Origin of the sequence: Kineococcus arenarius subsp. arenarius (genome assembly GCF_050871845.1) — a bacterium.
In the GTDB taxonomy this organism is placed as follows: domain Bacteria; phylum Actinomycetota; class Actinomycetes; order Actinomycetales; family Kineococcaceae; genus Kineococcus.
The window spans coordinates 18,968-44,234 of sequence record NZ_JBJLSE010000001.1 but is presented as its reverse complement, the minus strand read 5'-3'; the positions used below and the strand labels follow the sequence as shown (position 1 = coordinate 44,234).

General features: G+C 74.8%; 25 protein-coding genes. 15 read left to right on the top strand and 10 right to left on the bottom strand.

Annotated features, from left to right (window positions below):
* The first annotated feature begins 59 nt into the window (after window positions 1–59).
* Entirely contained in the window at window positions 60–887 is an 828-nt protein-coding gene (locus tag ACRYM0_RS00210) for an LLM class F420-dependent oxidoreductase (protein ID WP_432500918.1), read from the top strand.
* A gap of 111 nt (window positions 888–998) precedes the next feature.
* Window positions 999–2,264, top strand: a complete 1,266-nt coding sequence (gene serB / locus ACRYM0_RS00205; RefSeq protein WP_432500917.1) for a phosphoserine phosphatase SerB — start codon at window positions 999–1,001, stop codon at window positions 2,262–2,264.
* 183 nt (window positions 2,265–2,447) lie between these two features.
* Here the strand turns inward: serB and fabI are convergent, their stop codons facing one another.
* Both fabI and fabG read right to left on the bottom strand, forming a co-directional pair.
* Window positions 2,448–3,215: an enoyl-ACP reductase FabI gene (fabI, locus tag ACRYM0_RS00200; protein ID WP_432484258.1), complete on the bottom strand. Its 768-nt coding sequence runs from the start codon at window positions 3,213–3,215 to the stop codon at window positions 2,448–2,450.
* A 28-nt stretch (window positions 3,216–3,243) separates the two neighbouring features.
* The gene (fabG, locus tag ACRYM0_RS00195) at window positions 3,244–4,005 is read right to left on the bottom strand and encodes a 3-oxoacyl-ACP reductase FabG (RefSeq protein ID WP_432500915.1); all 762 of its coding nucleotides are present in this window, start codon (window positions 4,003–4,005) and stop codon (window positions 3,244–3,246) included.
* 135 nt (window positions 4,006–4,140) lie between these two features.
* Here fabG and ACRYM0_RS00190 point away from each other — a divergent pair, with 135 nt between their 5' ends.
* The 4 genes from ACRYM0_RS00190 to ACRYM0_RS00175 all read left to right on the top strand — a co-directional run bounded on the left by ACRYM0_RS00190 (window position 4,141) and on the right by ACRYM0_RS00175 (window position 6,739).
* On the top strand, window positions 4,141–4,533 hold the full coding sequence (locus ACRYM0_RS00190) for a DUF3099 domain-containing protein (RefSeq protein ID WP_432500913.1): 393 nt from the start codon (window positions 4,141–4,143) through the stop codon (window positions 4,531–4,533).
* A 74-nt stretch (window positions 4,534–4,607) separates the two neighbouring features.
* Window positions 4,608–4,877, top strand: a complete 270-nt coding sequence (locus tag ACRYM0_RS00185; RefSeq protein ID WP_432500911.1) for a hypothetical protein — start codon at window positions 4,608–4,610, stop codon at window positions 4,875–4,877.
* A complete protein-coding gene (locus ACRYM0_RS00180; protein WP_432500910.1) occupies window positions 4,874–5,905 on the top strand; it encodes an SURF1 family cytochrome oxidase biogenesis protein in 1,032 nt (343 codons plus the stop codon). The genes ACRYM0_RS00185 and ACRYM0_RS00180 overlap by 4 nt, the downstream gene beginning before the upstream one ends.
* 81 nt (window positions 5,906–5,986) lie before the next feature.
* A complete protein-coding gene (locus ACRYM0_RS00175) occupies window positions 5,987–6,739 on the top strand; it encodes an SDR family oxidoreductase (protein WP_432500908.1) in 753 nt (250 codons plus the stop codon).
* A gap of 30 nt (window positions 6,740–6,769) precedes the next feature.
* Here ACRYM0_RS00175 and ACRYM0_RS00170 read toward each other — a convergent pair whose 3' ends face one another.
* Both ACRYM0_RS00170 and ACRYM0_RS00165 read right to left on the bottom strand, forming a co-directional pair.
* Entirely contained in the window at window positions 6,770–7,048 is a 279-nt protein-coding gene (locus tag ACRYM0_RS00170; protein WP_432501177.1) for a helix-turn-helix domain-containing protein, read from the bottom strand.
* An 83-nt stretch (window positions 7,049–7,131) separates the two neighbouring features.
* Window positions 7,132–8,730 (bottom strand): ABC-F family ATP-binding cassette domain-containing protein, encoded by a 1,599-nt coding sequence (locus ACRYM0_RS00165; RefSeq protein ID WP_432500906.1) that lies wholly within the window; start codon window positions 8,728–8,730, stop codon window positions 7,132–7,134.
* A gap of 112 nt (window positions 8,731–8,842) precedes the next feature.
* Between ACRYM0_RS00165 and ACRYM0_RS00160 the strand changes: the two genes are divergently transcribed.
* From ACRYM0_RS00160 to ACRYM0_RS00150, 3 genes are read left to right on the top strand one after another with little or no spacing between them, the layout of a single operon-like run.
* Window positions 8,843–9,472, top strand: a complete 630-nt coding sequence (locus ACRYM0_RS00160; RefSeq protein ID WP_432500904.1) for a biotin transporter BioY — start codon at window positions 8,843–8,845, stop codon at window positions 9,470–9,472.
* 54 nt (window positions 9,473–9,526) lie between these two features.
* Window positions 9,527–10,198, top strand: a complete 672-nt coding sequence (locus tag ACRYM0_RS00155) for an energy-coupling factor ABC transporter ATP-binding protein (protein WP_432500902.1) — start codon at window positions 9,527–9,529, stop codon at window positions 10,196–10,198.
* The gene (locus ACRYM0_RS00150) at window positions 10,195–10,998 is read left to right on the top strand and encodes a CbiQ family ECF transporter T component (RefSeq protein WP_432500900.1); all 804 of its coding nucleotides are present in this window, start codon (window positions 10,195–10,197) and stop codon (window positions 10,996–10,998) included. Before ACRYM0_RS00155 ends, ACRYM0_RS00150 begins: the two co-directional genes overlap by 4 nt.
* On the opposite strand, the gene ACRYM0_RS00145 is transcribed toward ACRYM0_RS00150, so the two are convergent.
* From ACRYM0_RS00145 to ACRYM0_RS00125, 5 genes are read right to left on the bottom strand one after another with little or no spacing between them, the layout of a single operon-like run.
* Window positions 10,988–11,371 (bottom strand): metal-sulfur cluster assembly factor, encoded by a 384-nt coding sequence (locus tag ACRYM0_RS00145; protein ID WP_432500899.1) that lies wholly within the window; start codon window positions 11,369–11,371, stop codon window positions 10,988–10,990. The genes ACRYM0_RS00150 and ACRYM0_RS00145 overlap by 11 nt on opposite strands.
* Window positions 11,372–11,387: 16 nt before the next feature.
* Window positions 11,388–12,146: a Fe-S cluster assembly ATPase SufC gene (sufC, locus tag ACRYM0_RS00140; protein WP_432500896.1), complete on the bottom strand. Its 759-nt coding sequence runs from the start codon at window positions 12,144–12,146 to the stop codon at window positions 11,388–11,390.
* Window positions 12,146–13,372, bottom strand: a complete 1,227-nt coding sequence (sufD, locus tag ACRYM0_RS00135; RefSeq protein WP_432500894.1) for a Fe-S cluster assembly protein SufD — start codon at window positions 13,370–13,372, stop codon at window positions 12,146–12,148. The genes sufC and sufD overlap by 1 nt, the downstream gene beginning before the upstream one ends.
* Window positions 13,372–14,802, bottom strand: a complete 1,431-nt coding sequence (gene sufB, locus ACRYM0_RS00130) for a Fe-S cluster assembly protein SufB (RefSeq protein WP_432501175.1) — start codon at window positions 14,800–14,802, stop codon at window positions 13,372–13,374. Before sufB ends, sufD begins: the two co-directional genes overlap by 1 nt.
* Window positions 14,803–14,810: 8 nt before the next feature.
* Window positions 14,811–15,620: a helix-turn-helix transcriptional regulator gene (locus tag ACRYM0_RS00125; RefSeq protein ID WP_432501173.1), complete on the bottom strand. Its 810-nt coding sequence runs from the start codon at window positions 15,618–15,620 to the stop codon at window positions 14,811–14,813.
* Window positions 15,621–15,750: 130 nt separating this feature from the next.
* Between ACRYM0_RS00125 and ACRYM0_RS00120 the strand changes: the two genes are divergently transcribed.
* Genes ACRYM0_RS00120 through ACRYM0_RS00110 form a run of 3 tightly spaced genes read left to right on the top strand, consistent with a single transcriptional unit; the run spans window position 15,751 to window position 18,486 of the window.
* Entirely contained in the window at window positions 15,751–16,701 is a 951-nt protein-coding gene (locus ACRYM0_RS00120; RefSeq protein WP_432500892.1) for an ABC transporter ATP-binding protein, read from the top strand.
* Window positions 16,698–17,516, top strand: a complete 819-nt coding sequence (locus ACRYM0_RS00115) for an ABC transporter permease (protein WP_432500890.1) — start codon at window positions 16,698–16,700, stop codon at window positions 17,514–17,516. Before ACRYM0_RS00120 ends, ACRYM0_RS00115 begins: the two co-directional genes overlap by 4 nt.
* Before the next feature lie 7 nt (window positions 17,517–17,523).
* Window positions 17,524–18,486 (top strand): COX15/CtaA family protein, encoded by a 963-nt coding sequence (locus ACRYM0_RS00110; RefSeq protein WP_432500889.1) that lies wholly within the window; start codon window positions 17,524–17,526, stop codon window positions 18,484–18,486.
* A gap of 474 nt (window positions 18,487–18,960) precedes the next feature.
* Here the strand turns inward: ACRYM0_RS00110 and ACRYM0_RS00105 are convergent, their stop codons facing one another.
* On the bottom strand, window positions 18,961–19,983 hold the full coding sequence (locus tag ACRYM0_RS00105) for a heme o synthase (RefSeq protein ID WP_432500887.1): 1,023 nt from the start codon (window positions 19,981–19,983) through the stop codon (window positions 18,961–18,963).
* Between the two features lie 384 nt (window positions 19,984–20,367).
* On the opposite strand from ACRYM0_RS00105, the gene tkt reads away from it, so the two are divergent.
* The 3 genes from tkt (at window position 20,368) to zwf (ending at window position 25,247) form a co-directional block, all read left to right on the top strand.
* Entirely contained in the window at window positions 20,368–22,461 is a 2,094-nt protein-coding gene (gene tkt / locus ACRYM0_RS00100; protein ID WP_432500884.1) for a transketolase, read from the top strand.
* A gap of 129 nt (window positions 22,462–22,590) precedes the next feature.
* Complete coding sequence (tal, locus tag ACRYM0_RS00095; protein WP_432500882.1) at window positions 22,591–23,715, top strand: transaldolase; 1,125 nt, start codon at window positions 22,591–22,593, stop codon at window positions 23,713–23,715.
* On the top strand, window positions 23,712–25,247 hold the full coding sequence (gene zwf, locus ACRYM0_RS00090) for a glucose-6-phosphate dehydrogenase (RefSeq protein WP_432500879.1): 1,536 nt from the start codon (window positions 23,712–23,714) through the stop codon (window positions 25,245–25,247). The genes tal and zwf overlap by 4 nt, the downstream gene beginning before the upstream one ends.
* Window positions 25,248–25,267 lie beyond the last annotated feature (20 nt).

Genomic DNA, 25,267 nt, shown 5'->3' with positions numbered 1-25,267 from the left:
CGCCACCCGCACCGCGCCGCCCCTGTCGCCGGGCGGCGCGGTGCGGCAGCATCCGTGCCATGACTTCCCCCGCACCCGCCGGCGACCGTCCGGTGCGCATCGGCGTCCAGATCCAGCCCCAGCACGCCAGCTACCCCGCGATCCGCGCCGCGGCGGCGCGCGCGGAGGAGATGGGCCTGGACATCGCCTTCAACTGGGACCACTTCTACCCGCTGTACGGCGACCCGGACGGTCTGCACTTCGAGTGCTGGACCGTGCTGGCGGCGTGGGCCGAGGCGACCAGCCGCATCGAGATCGGCGCGCTGGTGACCTGCAACAGCTACCGCAACCCCGACCTGCTGGCGGACATGGCCCGCACCGTGGACCACGTCTCCGCCCACGACACCGGCACCGGCCGGCTGGTGCTGGGCATCGGCTCGGGCTGGTTCGAGAAGGACTACGCCGAGTACGGCTACGAGTTCGGCACCGCGGGCGGGCGCCTGGACAAGCTCGCCGAGGACCTGCCGCGGATCACCTCGCGCCTGGGCCGGCTCAACCCGCCCCCCACCCGGCACGTGCCCGTGCTGATCGGGGGCGGTGGGGAGCGCAAGACCCTGCGGATCGTGGCGCAGCACGCCGACATCTGGCACGGCTTCGGCGACGTGGAGACCATCGCCCGCAAGCACGAGGTCCTGGACGCGCACTGCGCCGCCCTGGGCCGCGACCCCGGTGAGATCGAGCGTTCCGCCGGGGTGGACGTGGCGGACGACCCCGCCGACAAGGGCGAGGCCCTGCACGCGGTCGGCACGCGCCTGTTCACCCTCGGCGTCGGCGGCCCGGACCACGACCTGGAGCCGCTGCGGCGCTGGATCGCCTGGCGCGACGAGAAGAACGCCGCGCGGGCCTGAGAGCGGCTCCGGTGCACCGGGCCCGGTGCGCGGGGCCCGGTGCGCGGGGCCCGGTGCGCGGGCCCGGTGCGCGGGCCCGGTGCGGCGCAGCGGGCCGGTAGCCTTCGCCGCGTGCCCGGAACCCGCGTCGACACGTCCCCGGGCGCTGCGCCCGCCTGCGCGCCCACCCTGCTGGTCACCGTCACCGGGGGCGACCGCCCGGGGGTGACCTCGGCGCTGTTCACCGCCCTGGCGGGCACCGACGCCGAGGTCCTGGACGTCGAGCAGGTCGTCGTCGGCGGTGTGCTGACCCTGGCGGTGCTCGTGGGCACCGCCGAACCCGCCGCCGTGACCGCGGCCCTGTCCGGCTGGGGCGGGGACGGGCTGGACGTGACCTGCACCGTGCGCGCGCCGGGGGCGCCGGCGGTGCGCCCGCGGCGGCTGCACGTCACGCTGCTGGGCGCCCCGCTGCGCCCGGCCGCGGTCGCCCGCACCACCGCCGTGCTGGCCGAGCGCGGGGCCAACGTGGACCGGGTGCGGCGGATGGCCTCGGCCCCGGTGACCAGCGTCGAGTTCGACGTGTCGCTCGACGCCACGCCCGAGGAGGTCCTGGACCTGCGCCGCACCCTGGCGGCCGAGGCGGCCCGGCACGGCCTGGACGCGGCCGTCTCCCCCGGCGGGCTGGCCCGGATGGGCCGGCGACTGGTCGTCATGGACGTGGACTCCACGCTCATCCGCCAGGAGGTCATCGAACTGCTGGCCGCGCACGCCGGACGCGAGGCCGAGGTGGCCGCCGTCACCGAGCGCGCCATGCGCGGGGAGATCGACTTCGCGGCCTCCCTGCGCCAGCGGGTGGCCTGCCTCGAGGGGCTGGACGTGGCCGTGGTCGAGCGGGTGCGCGAGGCGGTCGTGCTCACCCCCGGCGCGCGCACGCTGTGCCGCACCCTGCACCGCCTCGGCTTCACGCTGGCGCTGGTCTCCGGCGGCTTCCTGGAGGTGGTGGGGCCGCTGGCCGCCGAGCTGGGCATCGCGCACGTGCGTGCCAACCGGTTGCAGGTGGTGCACGGGCGCTTCACCGGCCGACTGCTGGGCCCGGTGGTGGACCGCGCGGCCAAGGCCGCCGCGCTGCGGGAGTTCGCCGCCGCCGAGCACCTGCCGCTGCACCGCACGGTCGCGATCGGCGACGGCGCCAACGACCTGGACATGATCGGCGCGGCGGGCCTGGGCATCGCCTTCAACGCCAAGCCCGTCGTGCGCGAGCAGGCCGACGCGGCCGTGAACGTGCCGTACCTGGACGCGGTGCTGCCGCTGCTGGGCATCACCCGCGAGGACGTGGAGGACGCCGACCTGGCCGACGAGGCCCTGGCACCGGGGCGGGAGGCGCCCGCCGGTCGCTGAGGCGCGCGGCGGGCACCACCCCGGTGCGGTCCCACCTCGGTGTGGACCGCACCGGGCCCGGTCAGCCGTTCACGCTGGCCCAGGTGGCCAGGGCCACCAGCACCGCGACGACGAGGACCATCGAACCGGCCAGCACCGCCAGGCGCCGGCCGCCCGAGGGCGGGGGCTGCTCGGCCACGGACCTCAGGACCCCATGGCGTGGAAACCGCCGTCGACGTGGATCATCTCGCCGGTGGTGGCGGGGAACCAGTCGGACATCAGCGCCAGCGCGGCGCGCGCGGGGGGCTCGGTGTCCGTCACGTCCCAGCCCAGCGGGGAGCGCTCGCCCCAGGTGCCCTCCAGGGTCTCGAAGCCCGGGATGGAGGTGGCGGCGGTGGTGCGCAGCGGCCCGGCGGAGACCACGTTGACGCGCACGCCCTTCGGGCCGAGGTCGCGGGCGAGGTAGCGGGCGGTGGACTCGAACGCGGCCTTGGCCACGCCCATCCAGTCGTAGACCGGCCAGGCCACGCGGGCGTCGAAGGTCAGGCCGACGACCGAGCCGCCGTTGGCCATGAGCGGCAGCGCGGCCACCGCGATGGACTTCAGCGAGTACGCCGAGACCTGCAGCGCGGTCGCCACGCTGGACCACTCGGTGTTCAGGAAGTTGCCGCCCATGGCGTCCTTGGGGGCGAAGCCGATGGAGTGCAGCACCCCGTCCAGGCCGTCGACGTGCTCGCGCACGCGCGACTCCAGCGCGGCCAGGTCCTCCTCGCTGGTCGCGTCCAGCTCCACCACCGGCGCGGGCTTCGGCAGCCGCTTGGCGATCGTGGACGTGATCTTCATCTGGCGCCCGAAGGACGACAGCACGACCTCGGCGCCCTCCTCCTGCGCCACGCGCGCGACCGCGAAGGCGATCGAGCGGTCCGTGAGCACTCCGGTCACGAGCAGGCGCTTGCCGTCCAGCAGACCCATCAGGTTCCCTCTCGTCCTTCGTTCGGTGTCAGTGGCCCATGCCGAGGCCGCCGTCGACGGGCAGCACCGCGCCGTTGACGTAGCCGGCGTCGGCGAGGAACAGCACGGCCTGCGCGACGTCGTCGACGGCACCGAAGCGGCCGGCGGGGATGCGGCCGCGGTAGTCCGCCGCGGTGGCCTCGGGCAGCGCGCGGGTCATGTCGGTGTCGATGAAGCCGGGGGCGACCACGTTGGCGGTGATGCCGCGCCCGCCCAGCTCGCGGGCGATGGAGCGCGCCAGGCCCACCATGCCGGACTTGCTGGCCGCGTAGTTCGTCTGCCCGGGCGAGCCGTACAGGCCCACGACGCTGGAGACGAACACGATGCGCCCGCGCTTGGCGCGCACCATCCCGCGCACCGCCCGGCGCGCGCAGCGCCACGCGCCGGCGAGGTTGGTGTCCACCACGGCGTCGAAGTCGTCGTCGCCCATGCGCATCAGCAGCTGGTCGCGGGTGACGCCGGCGTTGGCGACGAGCACCTCCACGGGCCCGTGCGCCTCCTCCACGGCGGCGAACGCGGCGTCCAGGGAGGCACCGTCGGTGACGTCGGCGCGCACCCCCAGCAGGCCCTCGGGCGCCTCCCCGGAGCGGTGGGTGACCGCGACCCGGTCGCCCTGCGCGGCGAAGGCCCGCGCCACGGCCAGGCCGATTCCGCGGTTGCCGCCGGTGACCAGGACGCTGCGGGGGGCGCGCCCGGCGGCGCTCTCCCCACCGGTGGCGGGAGCGGGGGGCGGGGTCGTGGCGTCGGGCACGGGGAGGAAAGCTAACGCATCGCCCGCCGGGAGCCACCACCCGCCGGGACCACCGGCCCGCCCGGGGCGGTCCCCGCCTGCGGCCGGGACCCTCAGCGGGGGCACGTGTCGCACCCAGCGCTTACCGTGGGCGTCGTGCCCTCGCACCCCACCCCCACCGGCAGGCACACCGCTGACGCGGACCCGCCCGGCGTGTACCGGATCACCGCCGCCCCCACCGCGCACACCGACGACCTCGGCGTGCGCTACCGCAAGTACGTCGTCTCCATGCTCGTGCGCACGGCCTGCTTCGTGCTGTTCGTCGTCGTGGACCACTGGACCCGCTGGCTGTTCGTGGCCGGGGCCCTGTTCCTGCCCTACGTCGCCGTCGTGCTGGCCAACGCCGGCCGGGAGTCCAAGGCGCCACCGCCGCAGTCCTTCAGCGTCCCCGAGGCGCCCCCGCGCGACCTGCCGGCCCTGGAGGCGCGGGTGACCGCGGTGCGCTCCCCCGGCGAGGACTCCCCCGCGGGCCGGCCCGGAGCCGCCTGAGCACCGCCGCCGCCCCCGGAGCAGACCCCCGGGGGCACGTCGACCCCGCGCCGCGGCGGTGCGAGACTGGCGCCGTGGACACTCCAGCCGTCCCCGCGGCGCCGCGCACGCGCAGCGCCGCCGGGGAACCGGGGCACGAACCGCCGTCCGACCTCGTCTGCAGCGCCCGCGGCTGCAGCCGCCCGGCCGACTTCGGCCTGCTGTGGAACAACCCCAGCCTGCACACCCCCGAGCGGCGCAAGACGTGGCTGGCCTGCGGCCAGCACCGCGAGCACCTCGCGCAGTTCCTCGGCGCCCGCGGCTTCCTGCGGGAGGTCGTCGGGGTGGACGCCCTGTCGTCGTGAGCACCGGCACCACCCCCCTCCCCCCCACCGCCGCGGCGACGCCCCCCGGCACGGGCGTGCGCGGGGTCCTCGGGCTGCTGCGCGAGCCCGGCTGGCGCCGCGGCCTGGCCCTGGCGCTGGCCGTGGCCGCGGTGTGCCTGGTGCTGGGCCAGTGGCAGTGGCACCGCCGCCAGGACCGCCTGGCCGCCAACGCACCGCTGGTGAGCAACTACGACGCGGCACCCGTGGCGCTGGACGCCGTGCTTCCCGCCGACGGCTCGCCGCCGGCCGAGGACGACCTGTGGACGCCGGTGCGCGTCAGCGGCAGCTACGCCGCGGAGGGCACCGTCCTGGTGCGCAACCGCCAGCACGGCCAGGCGGTGGGCTACGACGTCCTGGTGCCGCTGGTGCTGGCCGACGGCACCGCCCTGCTCGTGGACCGCGGGTGGGTGCCGGCCGGCAGCACCAGCAGCGCGCCGGACGCGGTCCCCGCCCCCCCGGAGGGCACCGTGAGCGTCACGGCACGGGTGCGCGCGTGGGAGCCCGCCCGCGACAGCACCGTGCCGCAGGGGCAGGTCGCCTCCATCGCCCCCGGCCCGGTCGCCGAGGTGACCGGCGCCGCCGGCGTGCCGCCGCTGCGCGGGGGGTACGCGGTGCTCGCCTCGGAGGACCCGGCCGCGCTGCCGGCTCCTGCGAGCGCCGAGCGCCCCGAGGTCGACGAGGGTCCCCACCTAGCCTACACGGTGCAGTGGTACGGCTTCGCGCTGACGGCGCTGGTGGTCTGGGTCGTGGCGGGCAGGCGCGAGCTGCAGGCGCGCGCGCTGCCGGCTGCTCCCGGCGCCGACGGCGCCCCGGCGGGTGCCGGCGGCGCAGGCGACGCCCAGCGTCCCGGGTCGGCTCCGGAGGGCGCGCGCAGGGGTGGCCCGGCAGCGGGAGGACCCGCCGCCCCGATCCGGCGCCCCGCGCGGCGGGCGCGGCCCGCACGCCCGGGCAGCGACGAGGAGGCCGAGGACCTCGAGGTCGAGGCCGGCGCACGCCCCCGGCGCTGAGCCGGCCGCCCCCCACGGACGCCGATGCTCCAAGTGGTGATGCTGCGTTGAGCACTAGCGACTCTGCGCAACAATGTGGTCATGGACCTCGGCCTCAGTGATCGCGTCTACATCGTCTCCGGTGCCTCCTCCGGCCTGGGGCGCTCGTGCGCGCAGGTCCTGGCCGACGAGGGCGCGCTGCTGGTGCTGTCCGCCGGCGACCCGGAGGAGCTGGCCGCCGTGGCGGGCGGCATCGGCGCACCGGAGCGGATGCTGCTGGTCCCCGGCGACATCACCGAGCCGGGCACCGAGACGCGCCTGGTGGCCGCCGCCAACGCGCGCTTCGGTCGCCTGGACGGCGCGGTGGTCTCCTGCGGCACGCCCCCGACCTCCTCGGTGGTGGAGGCCAGCGACGCCTCCTGGCGCGAGGCCTTCGAGGCGAGCCTGCTGGGGCCGCTGCGGCTCGCGCGGTCGGTGGCCAAGGCGGCCACCGGCGAGGGCGCCTCGCTGGTGATGCTGCTGTCCAGCACGGTGCGCAGCCCCGCGCAGGACGCCGGGGTCGCCAACGGCCTGCGCCCCGGCCTGGCCATGGCCGCCAAGGCGCTGGCCGACGAGCTGGGGCCGCGCGGCATCCGGATCAACAACGTCCTGGTGGGGCGGGTGGACGCGGACTCGCCCCTGGAGTTCGAGGAACCCACCACCGTGGACGGCGACGGGTTCGAGGCGGTGCCGCTGCGCCGCGCGGGCCTGCCCGACGAGTTCGCGCGCGCCGCGGTCTTCCTGCTGTCCCCGGCGGCGTCCTACGTCACCGGTGCGTCCCTGACCGTGGACGGGGGCGCCGACCGCTCGCTGTGAGCGGCCGGCGGCCCCGTCCACGGGCGGGGTTCAGCTCGCCCGCTGCTCCGGCTCGGACTGCTGCTTGCCGCGCCCCCGGGTGGCTCCCCCCCTGCTGCGGAGGGAGACCTCGCTCTCGCTGAGCAGCCGGTGGACGAAGCCGTAGGAACGCCCGGCCTCCTCCGCGAGCGCCCGGATGCTCTTGCCCTCCGCGTAGCCCTTCGACAGCTCCTCGGCGAGCTGCGCACGTTCGGTCCCGCTCAACCGGGATCCCCGCTTGACCGCCTCGGTCACACCGACCTCCTCCACGTCGTCGCCGACGTGCACCATGGTCACCACCCGCGGCGGGATCGGCCACTCGAACGCCCCTCCCGTGCTCACGCGGGGTGCGCGGGCGAGAGCGAGCGGGGTGCTCACGCCAGGGAGACCAGCTCCGCGTAGGAGGCGTTCCACAGGTCCTCCACGCCGTCGGGCAGCAGCACGACGCGCTCGGGGTCCAGCGCCTCCACCGCCCCCTCGTCGTGGGTGACGAGCACGACGGCGCCCTCGTAGTGCCGCAGCGCGTCGAGGATCTCGGCGCGGCTGGCCGGGTCGAGGTTGTTCGTCGGCTCGTCCAGCAGCAGCACGTTCGCGCTGGAGACCACGAGGGTGGCCAGCGCCAGGCGGGTCTTCTCCCCGCCGGAGAGCACCCCGGCGGGCTTGTCGACGTCGTCGCCGGAGAAGAGGAAGGAGCCCAGCACGGTGCGCACCCGGGTGTCGTCCAGGTCCGGGGAGGCCGAGCGCATGTTCTCCAGGACGGTGCGGTTCACGTCCAGGGTCTCGTGCTCCTGGGCGTAGTAGCCGATCTTCACGCCGTGGCCGCCGACGATGCGGCCGGTGTCCGGCTCCTCCACCCCGCCCAGCATCCTCAGCAGCGTCGTCTTGCCGGCACCGTTCAGGCCCAGGATCACCACGCGGCTGCCGCGGTCGATGGCCAGGTCCACGCCGGTGAAGATCTCCAGCGAGCCGTACGACTTGGACAGGCCCTGCGCGGTCAGCGGCGTCTTGCCGCAGGGGGCGGGCTTGGGGAAGCGCAGCTTGGCGACCTTGTCCTGGACGCGGACGTCCTCCAGGCCGCTGACCAGCCGCTCGGCGCGCTTGGCCATGTTCTGCGCGGCGACCGCCTTGGTCGCCTTGGCGCGCATCTTGTCGGCCTGCGCCATCAGCGCGCCGGCCTTCTTCTCGGCGTTGGCGCGCTCGCGCTGGCGGCGCTTCTCGTCGGTCTCGCGCTGCTTGAGGTAGTTCTTCCAGCCCACGTTGTAGACGTCGATCGTGGCGCGGTTGGCGTCCAGGTGGAACACCCGGTTGACGACGACCTCCAGCAGTTCCACGTCGTGGCTGATGACGATGAGGCCGCCGGAGTAGCTCTTGAGGTGATCGCGCAGCCAGGCGATCGAGTCGGCGTCCAGGTGGTTGGTGGGCTCGTCCAGCAGCAGGGTCTCGCTGGCGGAGAAGAGGATGCGGGCCAGCTCCACGCGCCGGCGCTGACCGCCCGAGAGGGTCTTCAGCGGCTGGTCGAGGATGCGCTCGGGCAGGTTGAGGTTCGCGCAGATGCGCGCCGCCTCGCTCTCGGCGGTGTAGCCGCCCATGGCCACGAAGCGGGCGTCGAGCTTGGTGTACCTGTCCATCGCGCGGTCGCGGACCCTGGGGTCGTCGCTGGCCATGTCCTGCTCGGCGCGCCGCAGGCGGGTGATCACGTCGTCCAGGCCGCGAGCGGCGAGGATGCGGTCGCGGGCCAGCATCTCGGGGTCGCCGGCGCGCGGGTCCTGGGGCAGGTAGCCGATCTCCCCGGAGCGGGTCACGGTGCCCGAGGCGGGCTGGGCCTCGCCGGCCAGCACCTTCGTCAGGGTGGTCTTGCCGGCGCCGTTGCGCCCGACCAGGCCGATGCGGTCGCCGGCGGCGACGCGGAAGTCCACGCCCTCCATCAGGAGCCGGGCTCCCGCACGCAGTTCGATGTCGGTGGCGACGATCACGGGGGCAGCTCTCAGCGGACGGGGACGTTCGGGGGACGGCACCATCCTAGGGCGTGCCGGACGGGACCGGGCGCGGGTCCGGGTCCGGGTCCGGGTCCGCTACCGTCGCGCCATGTCCTCCCCCCTGCGCCGCTCACCGGCGCGCGCCGCCGCGCAGGTCCCCTCCGGCGGCGACGTGCGGCGCCCCGCCAGCCGCACCCGCGACCTGGCCCTGGTGGCCGTCTTCGCCGCGCTGGTGGCGGCGCTGGCGCTGACGCCGGCGCTGCCCACGGGCCCGGTGGGCGTGCCCGTCACGCTGCAGACGCTGGGCCTGATGCTGTGCGGGGCGGTGCTGGGGCCGTGGCGCGGGGCGCTGGCCGCGCTGGTCTACCTGCTGATGGGCCTGGCGGGGCTGCCTGTGTTCGCCGGGGGCGCGGCGGGCCCGGCGGTGCTGGCGGGCCCCAGCGCCGGGTTCCTGCTGGCCTACCCCGCCGGGGCGCTGGTGACCGGGGCCCTGGCCCGGGCCGGTGCCCGGCGGCGCGCGACCGGCGCCGGGCTGGTGGCCGGCTGCCTGCTGGGTGGCGTGGCCGTCGTCTACGCCGGCGGGGTCCCGGGCATGGCCCTGGCCGGCGGCCTGACCCTGCAGGAGGCGGCGTGGGCGTCGCTGCGGTACGTGCCCGGCGACCTGGTCAAGCTCGTGGTGGCCGTCGTGGTCGCCTCGGCGGTGCACCGCGCGTCCCCCCGCCTGCTGCTGGGCCGCTGACCGGCGCGCACGGGCTCAGCGTGCCGAGCCGGTCGCCGTGGTGAGCGCCGCGCCGTGATCCGCTTGTCGCAGGTGGCGGTGCGCGCCGGGGAGAAGGTGGTGCTGCACCCGCTGAGCGTGCAGCTCGGTGAGCCGTCGGTGGCCCTGGTCGGGCCCAACGGCTCCGGCAAGTCCACCCTGCTGCGCCTGCTCAACGGCCTGGTGCTGCCGTCCGCGGGGACCGTCGAGGTGGACGGCCTGCAGCCCGAGCACGCCCTGGCGGCCGTGCGCCGGCGGGTGGGCTTCGTCTTCCCCGACCCCGACGCGCAGGTGGTCATGCCCACCCCCGTGCAGGACGTGGCCCTGTCGCTGCGGCGTGCCGGGGTGCCGCGCCGCGACCGGGAGGAGCACGCGCGGCGGCTGCTGGCCGAGCAGGGGCTGGCGGAGGGCGCCGACGGCGAGGTGCGCCGGCTGTCGTCCGGGCAGCGCCAACTGCTGGCGCTGACGGCGGTGCTGGCCACCGGCCCGGCGGTGCTGGCGTGCGACGAGCCGACGACGCTGCTGGACCTGCGCAACGCCCGGCGGGTGGCGGACGTGCTGCTGAGCTCACCGGCGCAGCTGGTGGTGGCCACGCACGACCTGGACCTGGCCGCCCGCACGCGGCGCGCGCTGTGGCTGCACGAGGGGCGCGTGGTCGCCGACGGGCCGGCCGCGCAGGTCGTGGCGGCCTACCGGGCCGGCGCGTGAGCCGGCGCGTCAGGTGGCGGGTGCGGCGGCACCGCGGCCTGGTCGTCGACGCGCCGCTGCTGGGGCGCCTGCAGCCGGGCTCGTCCTGGCTGCACCGCGCCGGTGCGGGCGCGAAGCTGGTGGGGGTGGTCGCCGTGGGGGTGGCGACGGGACTGGCGCGCTGGCTGCTGGCGCCCGCACCGGCCGCGCTCGTGCTGGCGGGGCTGGCCGCCCTGCTCGCCGGGCTCGCCCTGAGCGCCGGGCTGCGGCCGCGCTACCTCGCCGGGCAGGTGCGCTCGCTGGCGTGGGTGCTGCTGGCGCTGGGGGTCTTCCAGGTCTGGTCGAACGGTCCGGCGACGGCCGCGGCGGTGCTGGCCGGGCTCGTGGGGTGCCTGTGGGCGGCGGCCGCGCTCACCGCCACCACCCCGGTGCCGGTGCTGCTGGACGCCCTGGCCCGCGCTGCGCGGCCGCTGCGCCGGGTGGGCGTGGACCCCGAGCACGTCGCGCTGACGTTCAGCGTCGCGCTGGCCGGGGTGCCGGTCGTGGCGCGCCTGCTGGCGGAGGCGCGCGAGGCCGCCGCCGCCCGCGGCCTGCGGGGCGACCCGCGGGCGGTGCTGGTGCCGGCGGTGGTGCGCACCGTGGCCCACGCCGAGGCGGTCGCCGAGGCGCTGGCGGCGCGCGGGCTGGAGCACGGGCCGGACGACGGAGGGGCCGAGGCACCCGGGGGCGAGGCACCCGGGGACGCGGGGCCCGGACGCGAGCCGGGGCCGTCCGCGGCGGCGGACGGCCCCGGCTCGGGGGTGCTGCGGTTCAGACGTTGAAGCCCAGGGCCCGCAGCTGCTCGCGCCCGTCGTCGGTGATCTTCTCCGGGCCCCACGGCGGCATCCACACCCAGTTGATGCGGTGCCCGGCGACCACGTCCACGAGCGCCTGCTCGGTCTGCTCCTCGATGACGTCGGTCAGCGGGCAGGCCGCGCTGGTGAGCGTCATGTCGATGGTGGCCACGTTGTCCTCGGAGACGGACAGGCCGTAGATCAGGCCGAGGTCGACGACGTTGATCCCCAGCTCGGGGTCCACGACGTCGCGCAGGGCCTCCTCGACCTCCTCCAGGGGGGCGGGGACCGGACCCGTCGCCGCGGGGGCGGCGGGCTGCTCGGCGGGCTGCTCGGTGCTCTGGGTGGTGGTCTCGCTCACGACGACCTCCGGGGTCTCAGGCGCGGGTGAGGAAACGGTCGTAACCGGTCTCCTCGAGGGAGTCGGCGAGCTCCGGGCCGCCCTGCTCGGCGACGCGGCCCTCGACGAAGACGTGCACGAACTGCGGCTTGATGTAGCGCAGGATCCGCGTGTAGTGCGTGATCAGCAGGACACCGGGGCCGGTGTTCGCCAGGGCGCGGTTGACGCCCTCGGAGACGATCTTGAGCGCGTCGACGTCCAGGCCGGAGTCGGTCTCGTCCAGGACCGCGAACTTCGGCTTGAGCAGCTCCATCTGCAGGATCTCGTGGCGCTTCTTCTCACCGCCGGAGAAGTGCTCGTTGACGTTGCGCTCGGCGAAGGTCGGGTCCATCTTCAGGTCGTCCATCGCCTGCTTGACGTCCTTGACCCAGGTGCGCAGCTTCGGCGCCTCGCCGTCGATGGCGGTCTTGGCGGTGCGCAGGAAGTTCGACACCGTCACGCCGGGGACCTCGACGGGGTACTGCATGGCCAGGAACAGGCCGGCGCGGGCGCGCTCGTCGACGCTCATGGCCAGCACGTCCTCGCCGTCCAGCGTCACCGAGCCGCCGGTGACGGTGTACTTCGGGTGGCCGGCGATGGAGTACGCCAGGGTGGACTTGCCGGACCCGTTCGGGCCCATGACGGCGTGCACCTCACCGGAGTTGATGGTGAGGTCGACACCGCGGAGGATCTCCTTGGTGCCGCCGTCGGCCTCGTCGACCGTGACGTGCAGGTCGCGGATCTCCAGCGTGGGCATCAGTTCTCCTCGGTGCTGCTCGCGCCGGCCTGGGCGGTGGCGGCGAGCTCGGTCTCGATCGTGGTCATGAGGCGCTGCGAGATCTCCGGCACGCCGATGCGCTCGACGATGCCGGCGAAGAAGCCGCGCACCACCAGGCGGCGGGCCTCCGCCTCGGGGATGCCGCGCGCCTGCAGGTAGAACAGCTGCTCGTCGTCGAAGCGGCCGGTCGCCGAGGCGTGACCCGCCCCGACGATCTCGCCGGTCTCGATCTCCAGGTTCGGCACCGAGTCGGCGCGCGCGCCGTCGGTGAGGACCAGGTTGCGGTTGAGCTCGTAGGTCTCGGTGCCCTCGGCGGCGGCGCGGATGAGGACGTCGCCGATCCACACCGCGTGCGCGTCGTCGCCCTGCAGGGCGCCCTTGTACTCGACGTAGCTCTTGCAGTTCGTGGCCTCGTGGTCCACGAACAGGCGGTGCTCCAGGTGCTGGCCGGCGTCGGCGAAGTACACGCCCAGGGCCTGCGCGTCGCCGCCGGGCGCGGCGTAGCGCACGTTGGTGGACACCCGCACCGCCTTGCCGCCGAGGCTGACGGCGATGTGCCGCACGCGGGCGTCGCGCCCGACCAGGACGTCGTGCTGACCGACGTGCACGGCGTCGGCGTCCCACTCCTGCAGGGTCACCACCGTCAGGTCGGCGCCGTCGCCGGCGCGCACCTCCACGCCGCCGCGGTGGGCACCGGAGCCGGTGTGCGCGAGGACGACGAGCGCCTTGGCGTGGTGACCGGCCTCGACGACCAGGTGGCCGGAGGTGGTGCTGCCGGCGGTGCCGCGCACCGTCACCAGCACGGGGGCGTCCAGCTCGGCCTCGGCCGGGACGGAGAGCAGGTGCGCCTCGGTGGTGCCGGCCCACCCGGCGGCCGCGGCCCGGTCGCCGGGGGTGAACGCCGTGCCGGCGCCCACCTCCTGCAGCGTGCCGGTGCGGTGCGCCACCGCGTCCGGCGCGCTGACCTCGACCTGGGCGGAGCCGGCCGGGGCGGTCTCGAAGAGGGGGGCGAACTCGCGCAGCGGCGAGAACTTCCACTCCTCCTCGCGACCGGTGGGCACCGCGAAGTCGGCGACGTCGAAGGACGTCACGCGCTCGGCGCGGCTGGCGTCGGGCACGACGCCGGCGCCGTGGCTGTGCGCCCTGGCGGTGTTGACGGGGGAACCCGCCGCCGGGTCGGTCTTCGTCTCGTCGACGGCGGTCATCAGCCGACGGCCCCTTCCATCTGCAGCTCGATCAGGCGGTTCAGTTCCAGCGCGTACTCCATGGGCAGCTCGCGCGCCACGGGCTCGATGAAACCACGGACGATCATGGCCATGGCCTCGTCCTCGGCCATGCCGCGGCTCATGAGGTAGAAGAGCTGGTCGTCGCTCACCTTGGAGACGGTCGCCTCGTGCCCCATGACGACGTCGTCCTCGCGGATGTCGTTGTAGGGGTAGGTGTCCGAGCGGGAGATGGTGTCGACCAGCAGGGCGTCGCAGCGCACCGTCGAGGCCGAGTGGTGCGCCCCCTCCAGCACCTGGATCAGGCCGCGGTAGGAGGTGCGCCCGCCGCCGCGGGCGATCGACTTGGAGACGATCGAGCTGGCGGTGTGCGGTGCGGCGTGCACCATCTTGGCGCCGGCGTCCTGGTGCTGGCCCTCGCCGGCCATCGCGATGGACAGCGTCTCGCCCTTGGCGTGCTCGCCCATGAGGTAGACCGCCGGGTACTTCATCGTCACCTTGGAGCCGATGTTGCCGTCGATCCACTCCATGGTGGCGCCCTCGGCGGCCGTGGCGCGCTTGGTCACCAGGTTGTAGACGTTGTTCGACCAGTTCTGGATGGTCGTGTACCGCACGCGGGCGTTCTTCTTCACGACGATCTCGACGACCGCGGAGTGCAGCGAGTCGGACTGGTAGATCGGCGCGGTGCAGCCCTCGACGTAGTGCACGTAGGAGCCCTCGTCGGCGATGATCAGCGTCCGCTCGAACTGGCCCATGTTCTCGGTGTTGATCCGGAAGTAGGCCTGCAGCGGGATGTCGACGTGGACGCCCGGGGGCACGTAGATGAAGGAGCCGCCGGACCACACCGCGGTGTTCAGCGAGGCGAACTTGTTGTCGCCGACGGGGATGACGGAGCCGAAGTACTCCTTGAAGAGCTCCTCGTGCTCGCGCAGGCCCGTGTCGGTGTCGACGAAGATGACGCCCTTCTCCTCCAGGTCCTCGCGGATCTGGTGGTAGACGACCTCGGACTCGTACTGCGCGGCGACGCCGGCGATGAGGCGCTGCTTCTCCGCCTCGGGGATGCCCAGGCGGTCGTAGGTGTTCTTGATGTCCTCGGGCAGCTCGTCCCAGCTGGTGGCCTGCTTCTCCGTCGACCGGACGAAGTACTTGATGTTGTCGAAGTCGATGCCGGTGAGGTCCGAGCCCCAGTTGGGCATGGGCTTGCGGTAGAAGAGCTTCAGCGCCTTCAGGCGCATCTGCAGCATCCACTCGGGCTCGCCCTTCTTCGCCGAGATGTCGCGCACGACCTCCTCGGAGAGCCCGCGGCGCGCGGCGGAGCCGGCGCTGTCGGAGTCGGCCCACCCGTAGCGGTACTTGCCCAGGCCCTCGAGCTCCGGCGGTCCCGCCAGGTCGGTGGTCTGGGTGTCAGACACGGTGTCGGTCACAGTCGTCGTCCTTCCGTCGGCGTCTGGTTCCCCGCGGTGGTGACGGCGAGGGGAGTCTGGTGCGGGCCCCGGCGGGGGCCCTGGTCCTGCGGGGCCCGGTCCCGCGGAGCCTCGTGCGGCACGTGCGTGGTGCACACGTGGTCGCCGTGGGCCAGCGTGGCCAGGCGCTGCACGCGCGTGCCCAGGACCCGCTCGAAGGCGCGGCGCTCGGCCTCGCACAGCTCGGGGAACGCCTCGGCGACGCGCCGCACGGGGCAGTGCCCCTGGCACAACTGCGTCCCCTCGGCGCCTGTTCCGGCGCCCACGGGCCGGGCCGAGGCCGAGAAGCCCTGGGCGGCGAGGGCCGCGGCCAGGGCCTCGACGCGCTCGGACGTGGACGCACCGGCCGGCACGGCGGCCGACAGGTGCGCCTCGAGCGCGGCGAAGCGCTGCTCGGCGAAGGCGGCGACGGCCTCGGGGCCCTGCACCTGGGCCAGGTAGCTCAGCGCGGCGAGGGCGAGGTCGTCGTAGCCGGCCGCCATGGAGTCGTGCCCCGCGGAGGAGACGACGAACTCGCGGGCGGGCCGACCGCGGCCGCGGCGCTGGGCGGGGCGCGGCTCGCGCGCCTCCACGACGCCCTCGGCGACCATCGCGTCCAGGTGCCGGCGCACCGCGGGGCCGCTCAGGCCCAGCAGGGTGGCGATGCGGGCCGCGCTGACGGGGCCCAGCTCGGCGACGGCGGCGTGCACGCGGGTGCGCGTGCGCAGTTCCGCGGCGCTCGGCTCACCCCCGGTGCGCGTCGCCCGGGGTGAGGTCACCCTCACCATTTCCACAACACCCATGTTACCTAAATGGGCGGGCGCGCGGGAACCGGGCGGGACGAGGCACCGGCGGGTGATGCGGGACACCACGGCGGCGTGCCGGGGACTACTACCGCGCCTCGTAGACTCGTGCCCCGTGGCCCTCCCCCCCTCCCCCGCACCGGGCGACGCCGCGGACCTCGCGGTCGAGGCGCGCGGGCTGCGCAAGAGCTACGGCGGCGCCACCGTCCTGGACGGGCTGAGCTTCACCGCGCACCGCGGGCGCGTCACCGCGCTGCTGGGTCCCAACGGCGCCGGGAAGACCACGACCGTGGCCTGCTGCGAGGGCCTGCGCCGCGTCGACTCCGGCACGCTGCGGGTCCTGGGCCGGGACCCCGCCACCGACGGCGCCGCCCTGCGCGCGCGGGTGGGCGTGGTCCTGCAGGACGGCGGGCTGCCCACCGGGGTGGGCGCGATGGAGGCGCTGCGGCACCTGGCCGGCCTGCACAGCGACCCGCTGCCGGTGGGACCGCTCGCCGAACGGCTGGGCCTGACGTCGTTCGCCCGCACGCGCGTGCGGCGCCTGTCCGGCGGGCAGCGCCAGCGGCTGGCGCTGGCCTGCGCCCTCGTGGGCCGCCCCGAACTGCTCTTCCTGGACGAGCCGAGCACCGGGCTGGACCCGCAGGCGCGCCTCGCCGTGTGGGAGGTGGTGCGCCAGGCGCGCGACGCCGGCGTCGCCGTGCTGCTCACCACGCACCTGATGGAGGAGGCCGAACGGCTCGCCGACGACGTCGTCGTCGTCGACCACGGCCGCCTCGTGGCCGCGGGTTCCCCCGCCGAGCTCACCCGGGGGGCCGCGGCGCTGACCTTCACCGCCCCCTCCGGCCTGCCCACCGCCTCCCTGGAGGCGGCGCTGCCCGTCGGGGCCGTCGTGGCCGAGCCCGAACCGGGCCGCTACGTCGTCAGCGGCGTGCCCGCCGACCCGCGCACCGCCGCCACGGTGACGTCCTGGTGCGCCACCCACGACGTGCTCGCCCAGGGGCTGGGCGCGTCCCGCCGTACCCTCGAGGACGTGTTCCTCGACCTCACCGGCCGGACGCTGCGGTGAGCGGCGCCGGCGTGGCCGCCTCCCCCGGGCGCAGCAGCGGGCCGGCCGGCACCGCCGCCCCCGGGCCCGCCCTGGACCTGACCCCCCGCGGCACCGCCGCCCCGCTGTGGCGCCGCACGCTGCGCCAGGCCGGGCTGGAGGCGCGCATCGCCCTGCGCAACGGCGAGCAGCTGCTGCTGACCCTCGTGCTGCCCGTGATCGTCCTGGTGGCCGCGGTGCGCACCACCGCCGTGGACCTCGGGGACGGCGACCGCCCCTCCCTGGCCCTGGCCGGGGTGCTGGCCGTGGCCGTGGTCTCCACCGCGTTCACCGGCCAGGCCATCGCCACCGGCTTCGACCGCCGCAACGGCGTGCTGCGCCTGCTGGCGACCAGCCCCCTCGGCCGCGGCGGCCTGCTGGCCGGCAAGGCCGGCGCCGTGGCCCTGCTGGTGGCGGTGCAGCTCGTCGTCCTGTGCGCCGTGGCCGCCGCCTGCGGGTGGCGGCCCGACCCCCTGGGCCTGCTGGCCGCACTGCCCGCCCTCGTCCTGGGCTGCACGGCCTTCACGGCCCTGGCGCTGCTGCTGGCCGGCACCGTGCGCGCCGAGGCGACCCTCGCGGCCGCCAACTTCGTGTGGGTGCTGCTGCTGGCCGGGGGCGGCCTCGTGCTGCCCTCGCCCGTGCCGGCCCTGACCTCCGCGCTGCCCTCCGGGGCCCTGGGGGCCGCGCTGCGCGGCGCCCTCACCGAGCACGCCGTGGCCGCCGGCCCACTGCTCGTCCTCCTCGCGTGGACGGCCGCAGCCGTCGCCGCGTCCGCCCGATGGTTCTCCTGGGAGTAGTGAGCACGTGGGACTGATCTCCGCCCCCGCAGGCGTGGACACCCGGCCCGGCGCGCCCGCGCGCGCGCTCGGCACCTGGGGCGCCCTGGTGCTGCTGCTGAACGTCCTCGGCGAGTGCCTCATCGTCGTCACCGGCGGCGTGGTCCGCCTGACCGGTTCCGGCCTGGGCTGCCCCACCTGGCCCGAGTGCGTGCCCGGCTCCTACACCCCGGTGGTGGTGCAGGAGGAGGGCTTCCACAAGTGGATCGAGTTCGGCAACCGCACCCTCACCGGCCTGGTGGGCCTGCTGGCGCTCGCCTGCCTCGTGGTGGTGTGGCGCAACCGGCGCCGCGACCTGCTGCCGTACGTGGGGCTGCTGCTCTTCGGGATCCTCGCGCAGGCCGTCATCGGCGGCATCACCGTGCACACGGACCTGCACCCCGGCGTCGTGATGACGCACTTCCTGGTCTCGGTGCTGCTGGTGACGGCCTCCACCGTCCTGTGGCGCCGCGGCCTGGAGGCGCCCGGCCCCCGGGTGCCCGCCGTGCGCCGCGAGGTGCGCGGTGCCGCCTGGCTGGCCGCCGCCGTGCTCTACGCCGTCGTGGTCGTCGGCACCGTCGTCACCGGCTCGGGCCCCCACTCCGGCGACGCCGACGAGCCCGCCCGCTTCGGCCTGGACCCGCAGTCGGTGAGCTGGCTGCACGCCGACCTCGTCATGGCCTACACGGGGCTCCTCGTGGGCGTGCTGGTGGCGCTGCGCGCCACGTCCGCCCCGCGCCCCGCCGTCCGCGCCGCCTGGCAGCTGCTGCTCGTGACGCTCGCCCAGGCCGCGGTGGGGTACGTGCAGTACTTCACCGACCTGCCCTGGGTCCTCGTGGCCGTGCACATGGCCGGCGCCTGCGCCCTGGTGGTCTTCCACGTCCGCCTGCTGTGTGCGCTGACGGCCCCGCGCGAGGCGCTCTCCCCGGCCGTCGCAGCAGCCACCGCCTGATCCCGGCGCCCCCTCCGGGGGCGGTCGCGTGGCCGGGTCTGCGCCCGGGTGGTGGGGTGGTCCGCCCGTCGGGCTCTCCGCCCGCTGCTCCCGCACACCACCTCGCCGCCGCGCGGAGGGCGGGCTCCGGACGCCCGCCGAACGGACCACCCCACCACCCTCCAGCCGCACCTGAGCACCGGTCCCCGACGCCTCGCGGCCACCGGGCGGGTCGCGACCCTCGGCGAGGTCCCACGAGGCGGCCGGGCCACGCGGCCACCGCAGCGCGCGTCCGGGTGGCGGCGGGTGCGGAGGTCGGCGTCCGGAGCCCGCCCAGCTCACCCTCGGTGAGGTGGTGCACCCGGCAGCGGGCGGAGAGCCGGCCGCAGCACCCGCCGCCACCCGCACCAACCCGACCACGCGCCGCACCACCCGCACCGGACGCGAAGGAGCCCCCGCCGACCGGGGTCGACGGGGGCTCGTGCGCGAGAGGTGTCAGAAGGGCCAGGCGACCCGCAGGAACGGGTCCACCGCCACGGCGAGCGACAGCAGCGTCAGGTACGTGATGGAGCCGTGGAAGACGCCCATGGGGCTGATGCGCTTGAGCTGCTCGGCGGTGCCGGCGTCGCGGCCACCGGTCTCCTGCTCGAAGCGGCGCGCGCGCCCGTGCAGGGCGATCGTCTGGGCCAGGAAACCGCCACCGAGCAGCAGGGCCGCGACGCCGTAGAGCACACCGGCACCGCCCACGGGGACGAGCAGCAGCGAGCAGAGCACCATCGCCACGGTGTAGGCGACGATCTGCCGGGAGACGGTCGTGGGGCGGGCCACCACGGGCAGCATGGGCACCCCGGCGTTGGCGTAGTCCTCGCGGTAGCGCACCGACAGGGGCCAGTAGTGCGGGGGCGTCCACAGGAAGATGACGCCGAAGAGGACGAACGGCGCCCAGTCCAGGCTGCCGGTCACCGCCGTCCAGCCGATGAGGACCTGCATGCAGCCGGCCACGCCGCCCCAGACGATGTTCTGGGAGGTGCGCCGCTTGAGCAGGAGCGTGTAGCCCAGGATGTACAGCGCGATGGCGGCCACGGCCAGCACGGCCGAGAGCACGTTGACGAAGGTCACGAAGAGCGCGACCGAGGTCAGGCCGAGCGCCGCGGCGAAGACCAGCGCCTGCCGCGGGGTCACCGCCCCGGTGACCAGGGGGCGGTTGGAGGTCCGCTTCATGACCGCGTCGATGTCGCGGTCGAAGTAGCAGTTGAGGGTGTTGGCGCACCCGGCGGCGAAGGCGCCGCCGACGAACGTGGCGAGCACCAGGCCCAGGGGCGGGAGCCCGCCGGCCGCGAAGACCATGACGGGGATCGTCGTGATGAGCAGCAGCTCGATGATGCGCGGCTTCGTCAGTGCGAGGTAGGCCGCGGCGCGCGGGAATCGGCTGGGTCCCCGGCGGGCCCGGCGCCGGCGCCCCACCAGGGGCCGCGAGTGCGCGGGGGCGTCGGAGGGACGCGGGTCGACGACAGTCACAGGATCCTCTGGGCGAGGCGGCAGCGGGCACCGGCGATGCTACGCCTCTATTACGTCGTGTCGTTGTCCGGGGCGCGTCGTGGCGCGGCGGGGGCCGCCGACCGGCCGTGAGCTGCGCCACGCCGAGCTGAGAGTAGGCTCGACACGCAGTGATCCGCCGGACCGTCCGTCGCCGCTCCTGGCGGTGGCCCTCGGCCGGCACCACTGACGACGACCGCGGGCGGACCGGGTCCCGGCGCAGCCCTGCGGGCCGCGTCGCCGGTCCGCGCCGGGGACCGGTGACGGCGCCGGGGACGAAGACGCAGACAGAGAGCGGACCACGGCCGGTTCCCCCACCGCCCCGGCGGCGCTGGACGGTCAGCTGGTTCGCACGGGAGGAGACACGTGAGCCAGCAGAGCCTCGAGTGGAGCGACCTCGATCGCAAGGCGGTCGACACCGTCCGCGTCCTGGCGATGGACGCCGTGCAGCGCGCGGGCAACGGGCACCCCGGCACGGCGATGAGCCTGGCCCCCGTCGCCTACACGCTGTTCCAGAAGCTGATGCAGCACGACCCGGCCGCCCCGGACTGGACGGGGCGCGACCGCTTCGTGCTGTCCTGCGGGCACTCCAGCCTCACCCTCTACATCCAGCTGTACCTGGCCGGCTACGGCCTGGAGCTGGACGACCTGAAGGCGCTGCGCAAGTGGGGCAGCAAGACGCCGGGTCACCCCGAGCACGGCCACACCGCGGGCGTGGAGATGACCACCGGCCCGCTGGGCCAGGGCATCTCCTCGGCGGTCGGCATGGCGATGGCCGCGCGCCGCGAGCGGGGCCTGTTCGACCCCGAGGCCCCGGCGGGCACCAGCCCGTTCGACCACTTCGTGTACGTGCTCGCCTCCGACGGCGACATCCAGGAGGGTGTGTCCGCGGAGGCCTCGGCCATCGCGGGCGTGCAGGAGCTCGGCAACCTCATCGCGATCTACGACGCGAACCACATCTCGATCGAGGACGACACCGCGATCTCGCTGGCCGAGGACACCGGCAAGCGCTACGAGGCCTACGGCTGGCACGTCCAGACCCTCGACTGGACCAACGGCGGCGAGGGCCCCTACACCGAGGACGTGCAGGGCCTGTGGGACGCGCTGCAGGCGGCGAAGGCGGAGACCACCAAGCCGTCGATGATCGTCCTGCGCACCACGATCGCCTACCCCGCCCCGAACCTGCAGAACACCGGCAAGTCGCACGGCTCGGCCCTCGGCGAGGACGAGGTCCGCGCCACCAAGGAGGTCCTCGGCTTCGACCCCGAGCAGACCTTCGAGGTGCCCGAGGACGTCATCGCCCACACCCGCGCCGCCCGCGAGCGCGGCAAGGCGCTGCGCGAGCAGTGGCAGGGTTCGATGGACGCGTGGCGCAAGGTCGCCGGTGAACGCGCCGAGCTGTTCGACCGCGTGAGCACCCGCACCCTGCCGGCCGGCTGGGAGCAGGCGCTGCCCGTCTTCGAGCCCGGCAAGGCCATCGCCTCGCGCAAGGCGTCCGGCGAGGTGCTCAACGCCCTGGCCCCGGTGCTGCCGGAGCTGTGGGGCGGCTCGGCCGACCTGGCCGAGTCCAACCTGACCAGCATGAAGGGCGAGCCGTCGTTCCTGCCGGCCAGCCGCACGACGAAGACGTGGGACGGCAACCCGTACGGGCGCACCCTGCACTTCGGCATCCGCGAGCACGCGATGGGCGCGATCCTCAACGGCATCGCCCTGCACGGGGGCACCCGCCCCTACGGCGGCACCTTCCTGGTCTTCAGCGACTACATGCGCCCGTCGGTGCGCCTGGCCGCGATCATGAAGCTGCCGGTGACGTACGTGTGGACGCACGACTCCATCGGCCTGGGCGAGGACGGCCCGACGCACCAGCCGATCGAGCACCTCGCCTCGCTGCGCGCCATCCCGGGTCTGGACGTCGTCCGCCCGGCCGACGCCAACGAGACCGCGTGGGCGTGGCGCACGATCCTCGAGCACACCGACCGCCCGGCGGGCCTGGCCCTCTCGCGCCAGAACCTGCCGACCTTCGACCGCTCCCAGCCCGGCTGGGGCGCGGCCGAGGGCGTCGCCAAGGGCGGGTACGTCCTGGTGGAGGCCTCCGCGGCGACGCCGCAGGTGATCCTCATGGGCACCGGCTCGGAGGTGCAGATCGCCGTGGCCGCCCGCGAGAAGCTCGAGGAGGCCGGCATCCCCACCCGCGTGGTGTCGATGCCGTGCCGCGAGTGGTTCGACGAGCAGCCCCAGTCGTACCGCGACACCGTCCTGCTGCCGCAGGTCAAGGCGCGCGTGTCGGTCGAGGCCGCCATCGCCCAGGGCTGGCACGACCTGGTCGGCGACGCCGGCCGCGTGGTGAGCATCGAGCACTTCGGCGCCTCGGCGGACTACCAGGACCTGTACCGGGAGTTCGGCCTTACGGACGAGGTCGTCGCGACCGCCGCCAAGGAGAGCCTGGCCGGTCTGCAGTGACCCCTCCCCCGCGGGGCCGCCCACCGGGCGGCCCCGCGGGGCACCGGCGTCCCGCCCTGCGGGGCGGGCGCCAGCAGCGAGGGCGCCCGTCCCGGCGCCCGCAGTGGACGAACGGAACGGAGAACCACCGTGAGCAACAAGAACCTCGAGGCCCTGCGCCAGCACGGCGTGTCGGTGTGGCTGGACGACCTCTCGCGCGAGCTGACCGACTCCGGTGAGCTGCAGCGCCTGGTCGACCTGGGCGTGCTGGGCGTGACGTCCAACCCGACGATCTTCGCCACGGCGCTGGCCAAGGGCGACGCCTACACCGAGCAGGTCAAGGAGCTCGTCGCCGCCGGTGCCGACACCGAGGAGGCGGTGTTCCAGATCACCACCGAGGACGTGCGCCGCGCCTGCGACGTCCTGCGGCCGGTGTTCGACCGCACCGACGGGCTGGACGGCCGGGTCTCCCTGGAGGTGGACCCGCGCATGGCGCACGACACCGCGGCCACCGAGACCTCCGCCCGCCAGCTGTGGGCGGCCGTGGACCGCCCCAACCTCTACATCAAGATCCCGGCCACCGTGGAGGGCCTGGGTGCGATCACCACGGCCATCAGCGAGGGCATCAGCGTCAACGTCACGCTGATCTTCTCCCTGGACCGCTACCGCGCCGTCATGCAGGCGTTCCTGACCGGTCTGGAGCAGGCCCAGCAGAAGGGCCTGGACATCTCCAAGATCGAGTCGGTCGCCTCGTTCTTCGTCTCCCGCGTGGACTCCGAGGTGGACAAGCGCCTGGACGCCATCGGCACCGACGAGGCGAAGGCCCTGCGTTCCAAGGCCGGCCTGGCCAACGCCCGCCTGGCCTACCAGGCCTACGAGGAGGTCTTCGGCACCCCGCGCTGGCAGGTCCTGAAGGAGGCCGGTGCCAAGGCGCAGCGGCCGCTGTGGGCCTCCACGGGCGTGAAGGACCCGAACCTGCCGGACACCCTGTACGTGACCGAGCTCGTGGCGCCGAACACCGTCAACACGATGCCCGGCAAGACGCTGGACGCCACGGTCGACCACGCCGAGGTCACCGGCGACACGATCCGCGGCTCCTACGGCGAGTCGCAGGCCGTGCTCGACGACCTGGAGCGCCTGGGCGTGTCCTACACCGAGGTGGTGGACCTGCTCGAGCGCGAGGGCGTGGACAAGTTCGAGAAGAGCTGGGGCGAGCTGCTGCAGACGGTCACCGACGAGCTGGAGCGCGTGAAGACCCAGGTCGAGGGCAAGTGAGCCCCACCCCGGCGGGCTCGAACCCGCTGCGCGACCCCCGCGACCGCCGCCTGCCGCGGATCGCCGGGCCGTGCGGGATGGTCATGTTCGGAGTCACCGGCGACCTGGCCCGCAAGAAGCTGATGCCGGCGATCTACGACCTCGCCAACCGCGGGCTGCTCCCGCCGGGGTTCGCCCTCACCGGGTTCGCCCGCCGCGACTGGGTGGACCAGGACTTCGGCAAGATCGTGTACGACTCCGTGCGCCAGCACGCCCGCACGCCCTTCCGCGAGTCGGTGTGGGCGCAGCTGGCCGAGGGCTTCCGGTTCGTGCCCGGCGAGTTCGACGACGACGAGGCCTTCGACCAGCTGGCCGCCACGGTGGCCGACCTGGACCGCGTGCGCGGCACCGGTGGCAACCACGCGTTCTACATGTCGATCCCGCCGCGGTTCTTCCCGGTCGTGGCCAAGCAGCTGGCGCGCAGCGGGCTGAGCGCCCAGCACGGCGACCAGTGGCGCCGCGTGGTCATCGAGAAGCCGTTCGGGCACGACCTGAAGTCCGCGCGAGAGCTGAACACCGTCGTCGAGGACGTCTTCCCCGCCGACTCGGTGTTCCGCATCGACCACTACCTCGGCAAGGAGACGGTCCAGAACCTCCTGGCCCTGCGGTTCGCCAACCAGATGTTCGAGCCGCTGTGGAACGCCAACCACGTCGACCACGTGCAGATCACGATGGCCGAGGACATCGGCATCGGTGGCCGGGCCGGCTACTACGACGGCATCGGCGCGGCCCGCGACGTCATCCAGAACCACCTGCTGCAGCTGCTGGCCCTGACGGCCATGGAGGAGCCGGTGTCCTTCGAGGCCGCCGAGCTGCGCGCGGAGAAGGCGAAGGTCCTCTCCGCGGTGCGGTTGCCGAAGGACCTGGCCCGCTCCACCGCGCGCGGGCAGTACTCCGCCGGGTGGCAGGGCTCCGAGCACGTCAAGGGGTACCTGGACGAGGAGGGCATCCCCGCGGACTCCACGACCGAGACGTTCGCCGCGATCGAGCTGGAGATCGACACCCGCCGCTGGGCGGGCGTGCCGTTCTACCTGCGCGCCGGCAAGCGCATGGGCCGCCGGGTCACGGAGATCGCGGTCGTCTTCAAGCGGGCGCCGCACCTGCCCTTCGAGCACACGGCCACCGAGGAGCTGGGGCAGAACGCCCTGGTGATCCGGGTGCAGCCCGACGAGGGCGTCACCCTGCGGTTCGGCTCCAAGGTGCCGGGCACCGCGATGGAGGTGCGCGACGTCACCATGGACTTCGGGTACGGCCACGCCTTCACCGAGTCCAGCCCCGAGGCGTACGAGCGGCTCATCCTGGACGTGCTGCTCGGCGACCCGCCGCTGTTCCCCCGGCACGAGGAGGTCGAGCTCTCCTGGAAGATCCTCGACCCGATCATCGATTTCTGGGCCCGCAACGGCAAGCCCGAGCCGTACGCGTCGGGGACGTGGGGACCGGCCTCGGCCACGGCCATGCTCGAGCGCACCGGCCGCTCGTGGCGGCGGCCGTGACGCCCGCTGCCCGGGCGGCG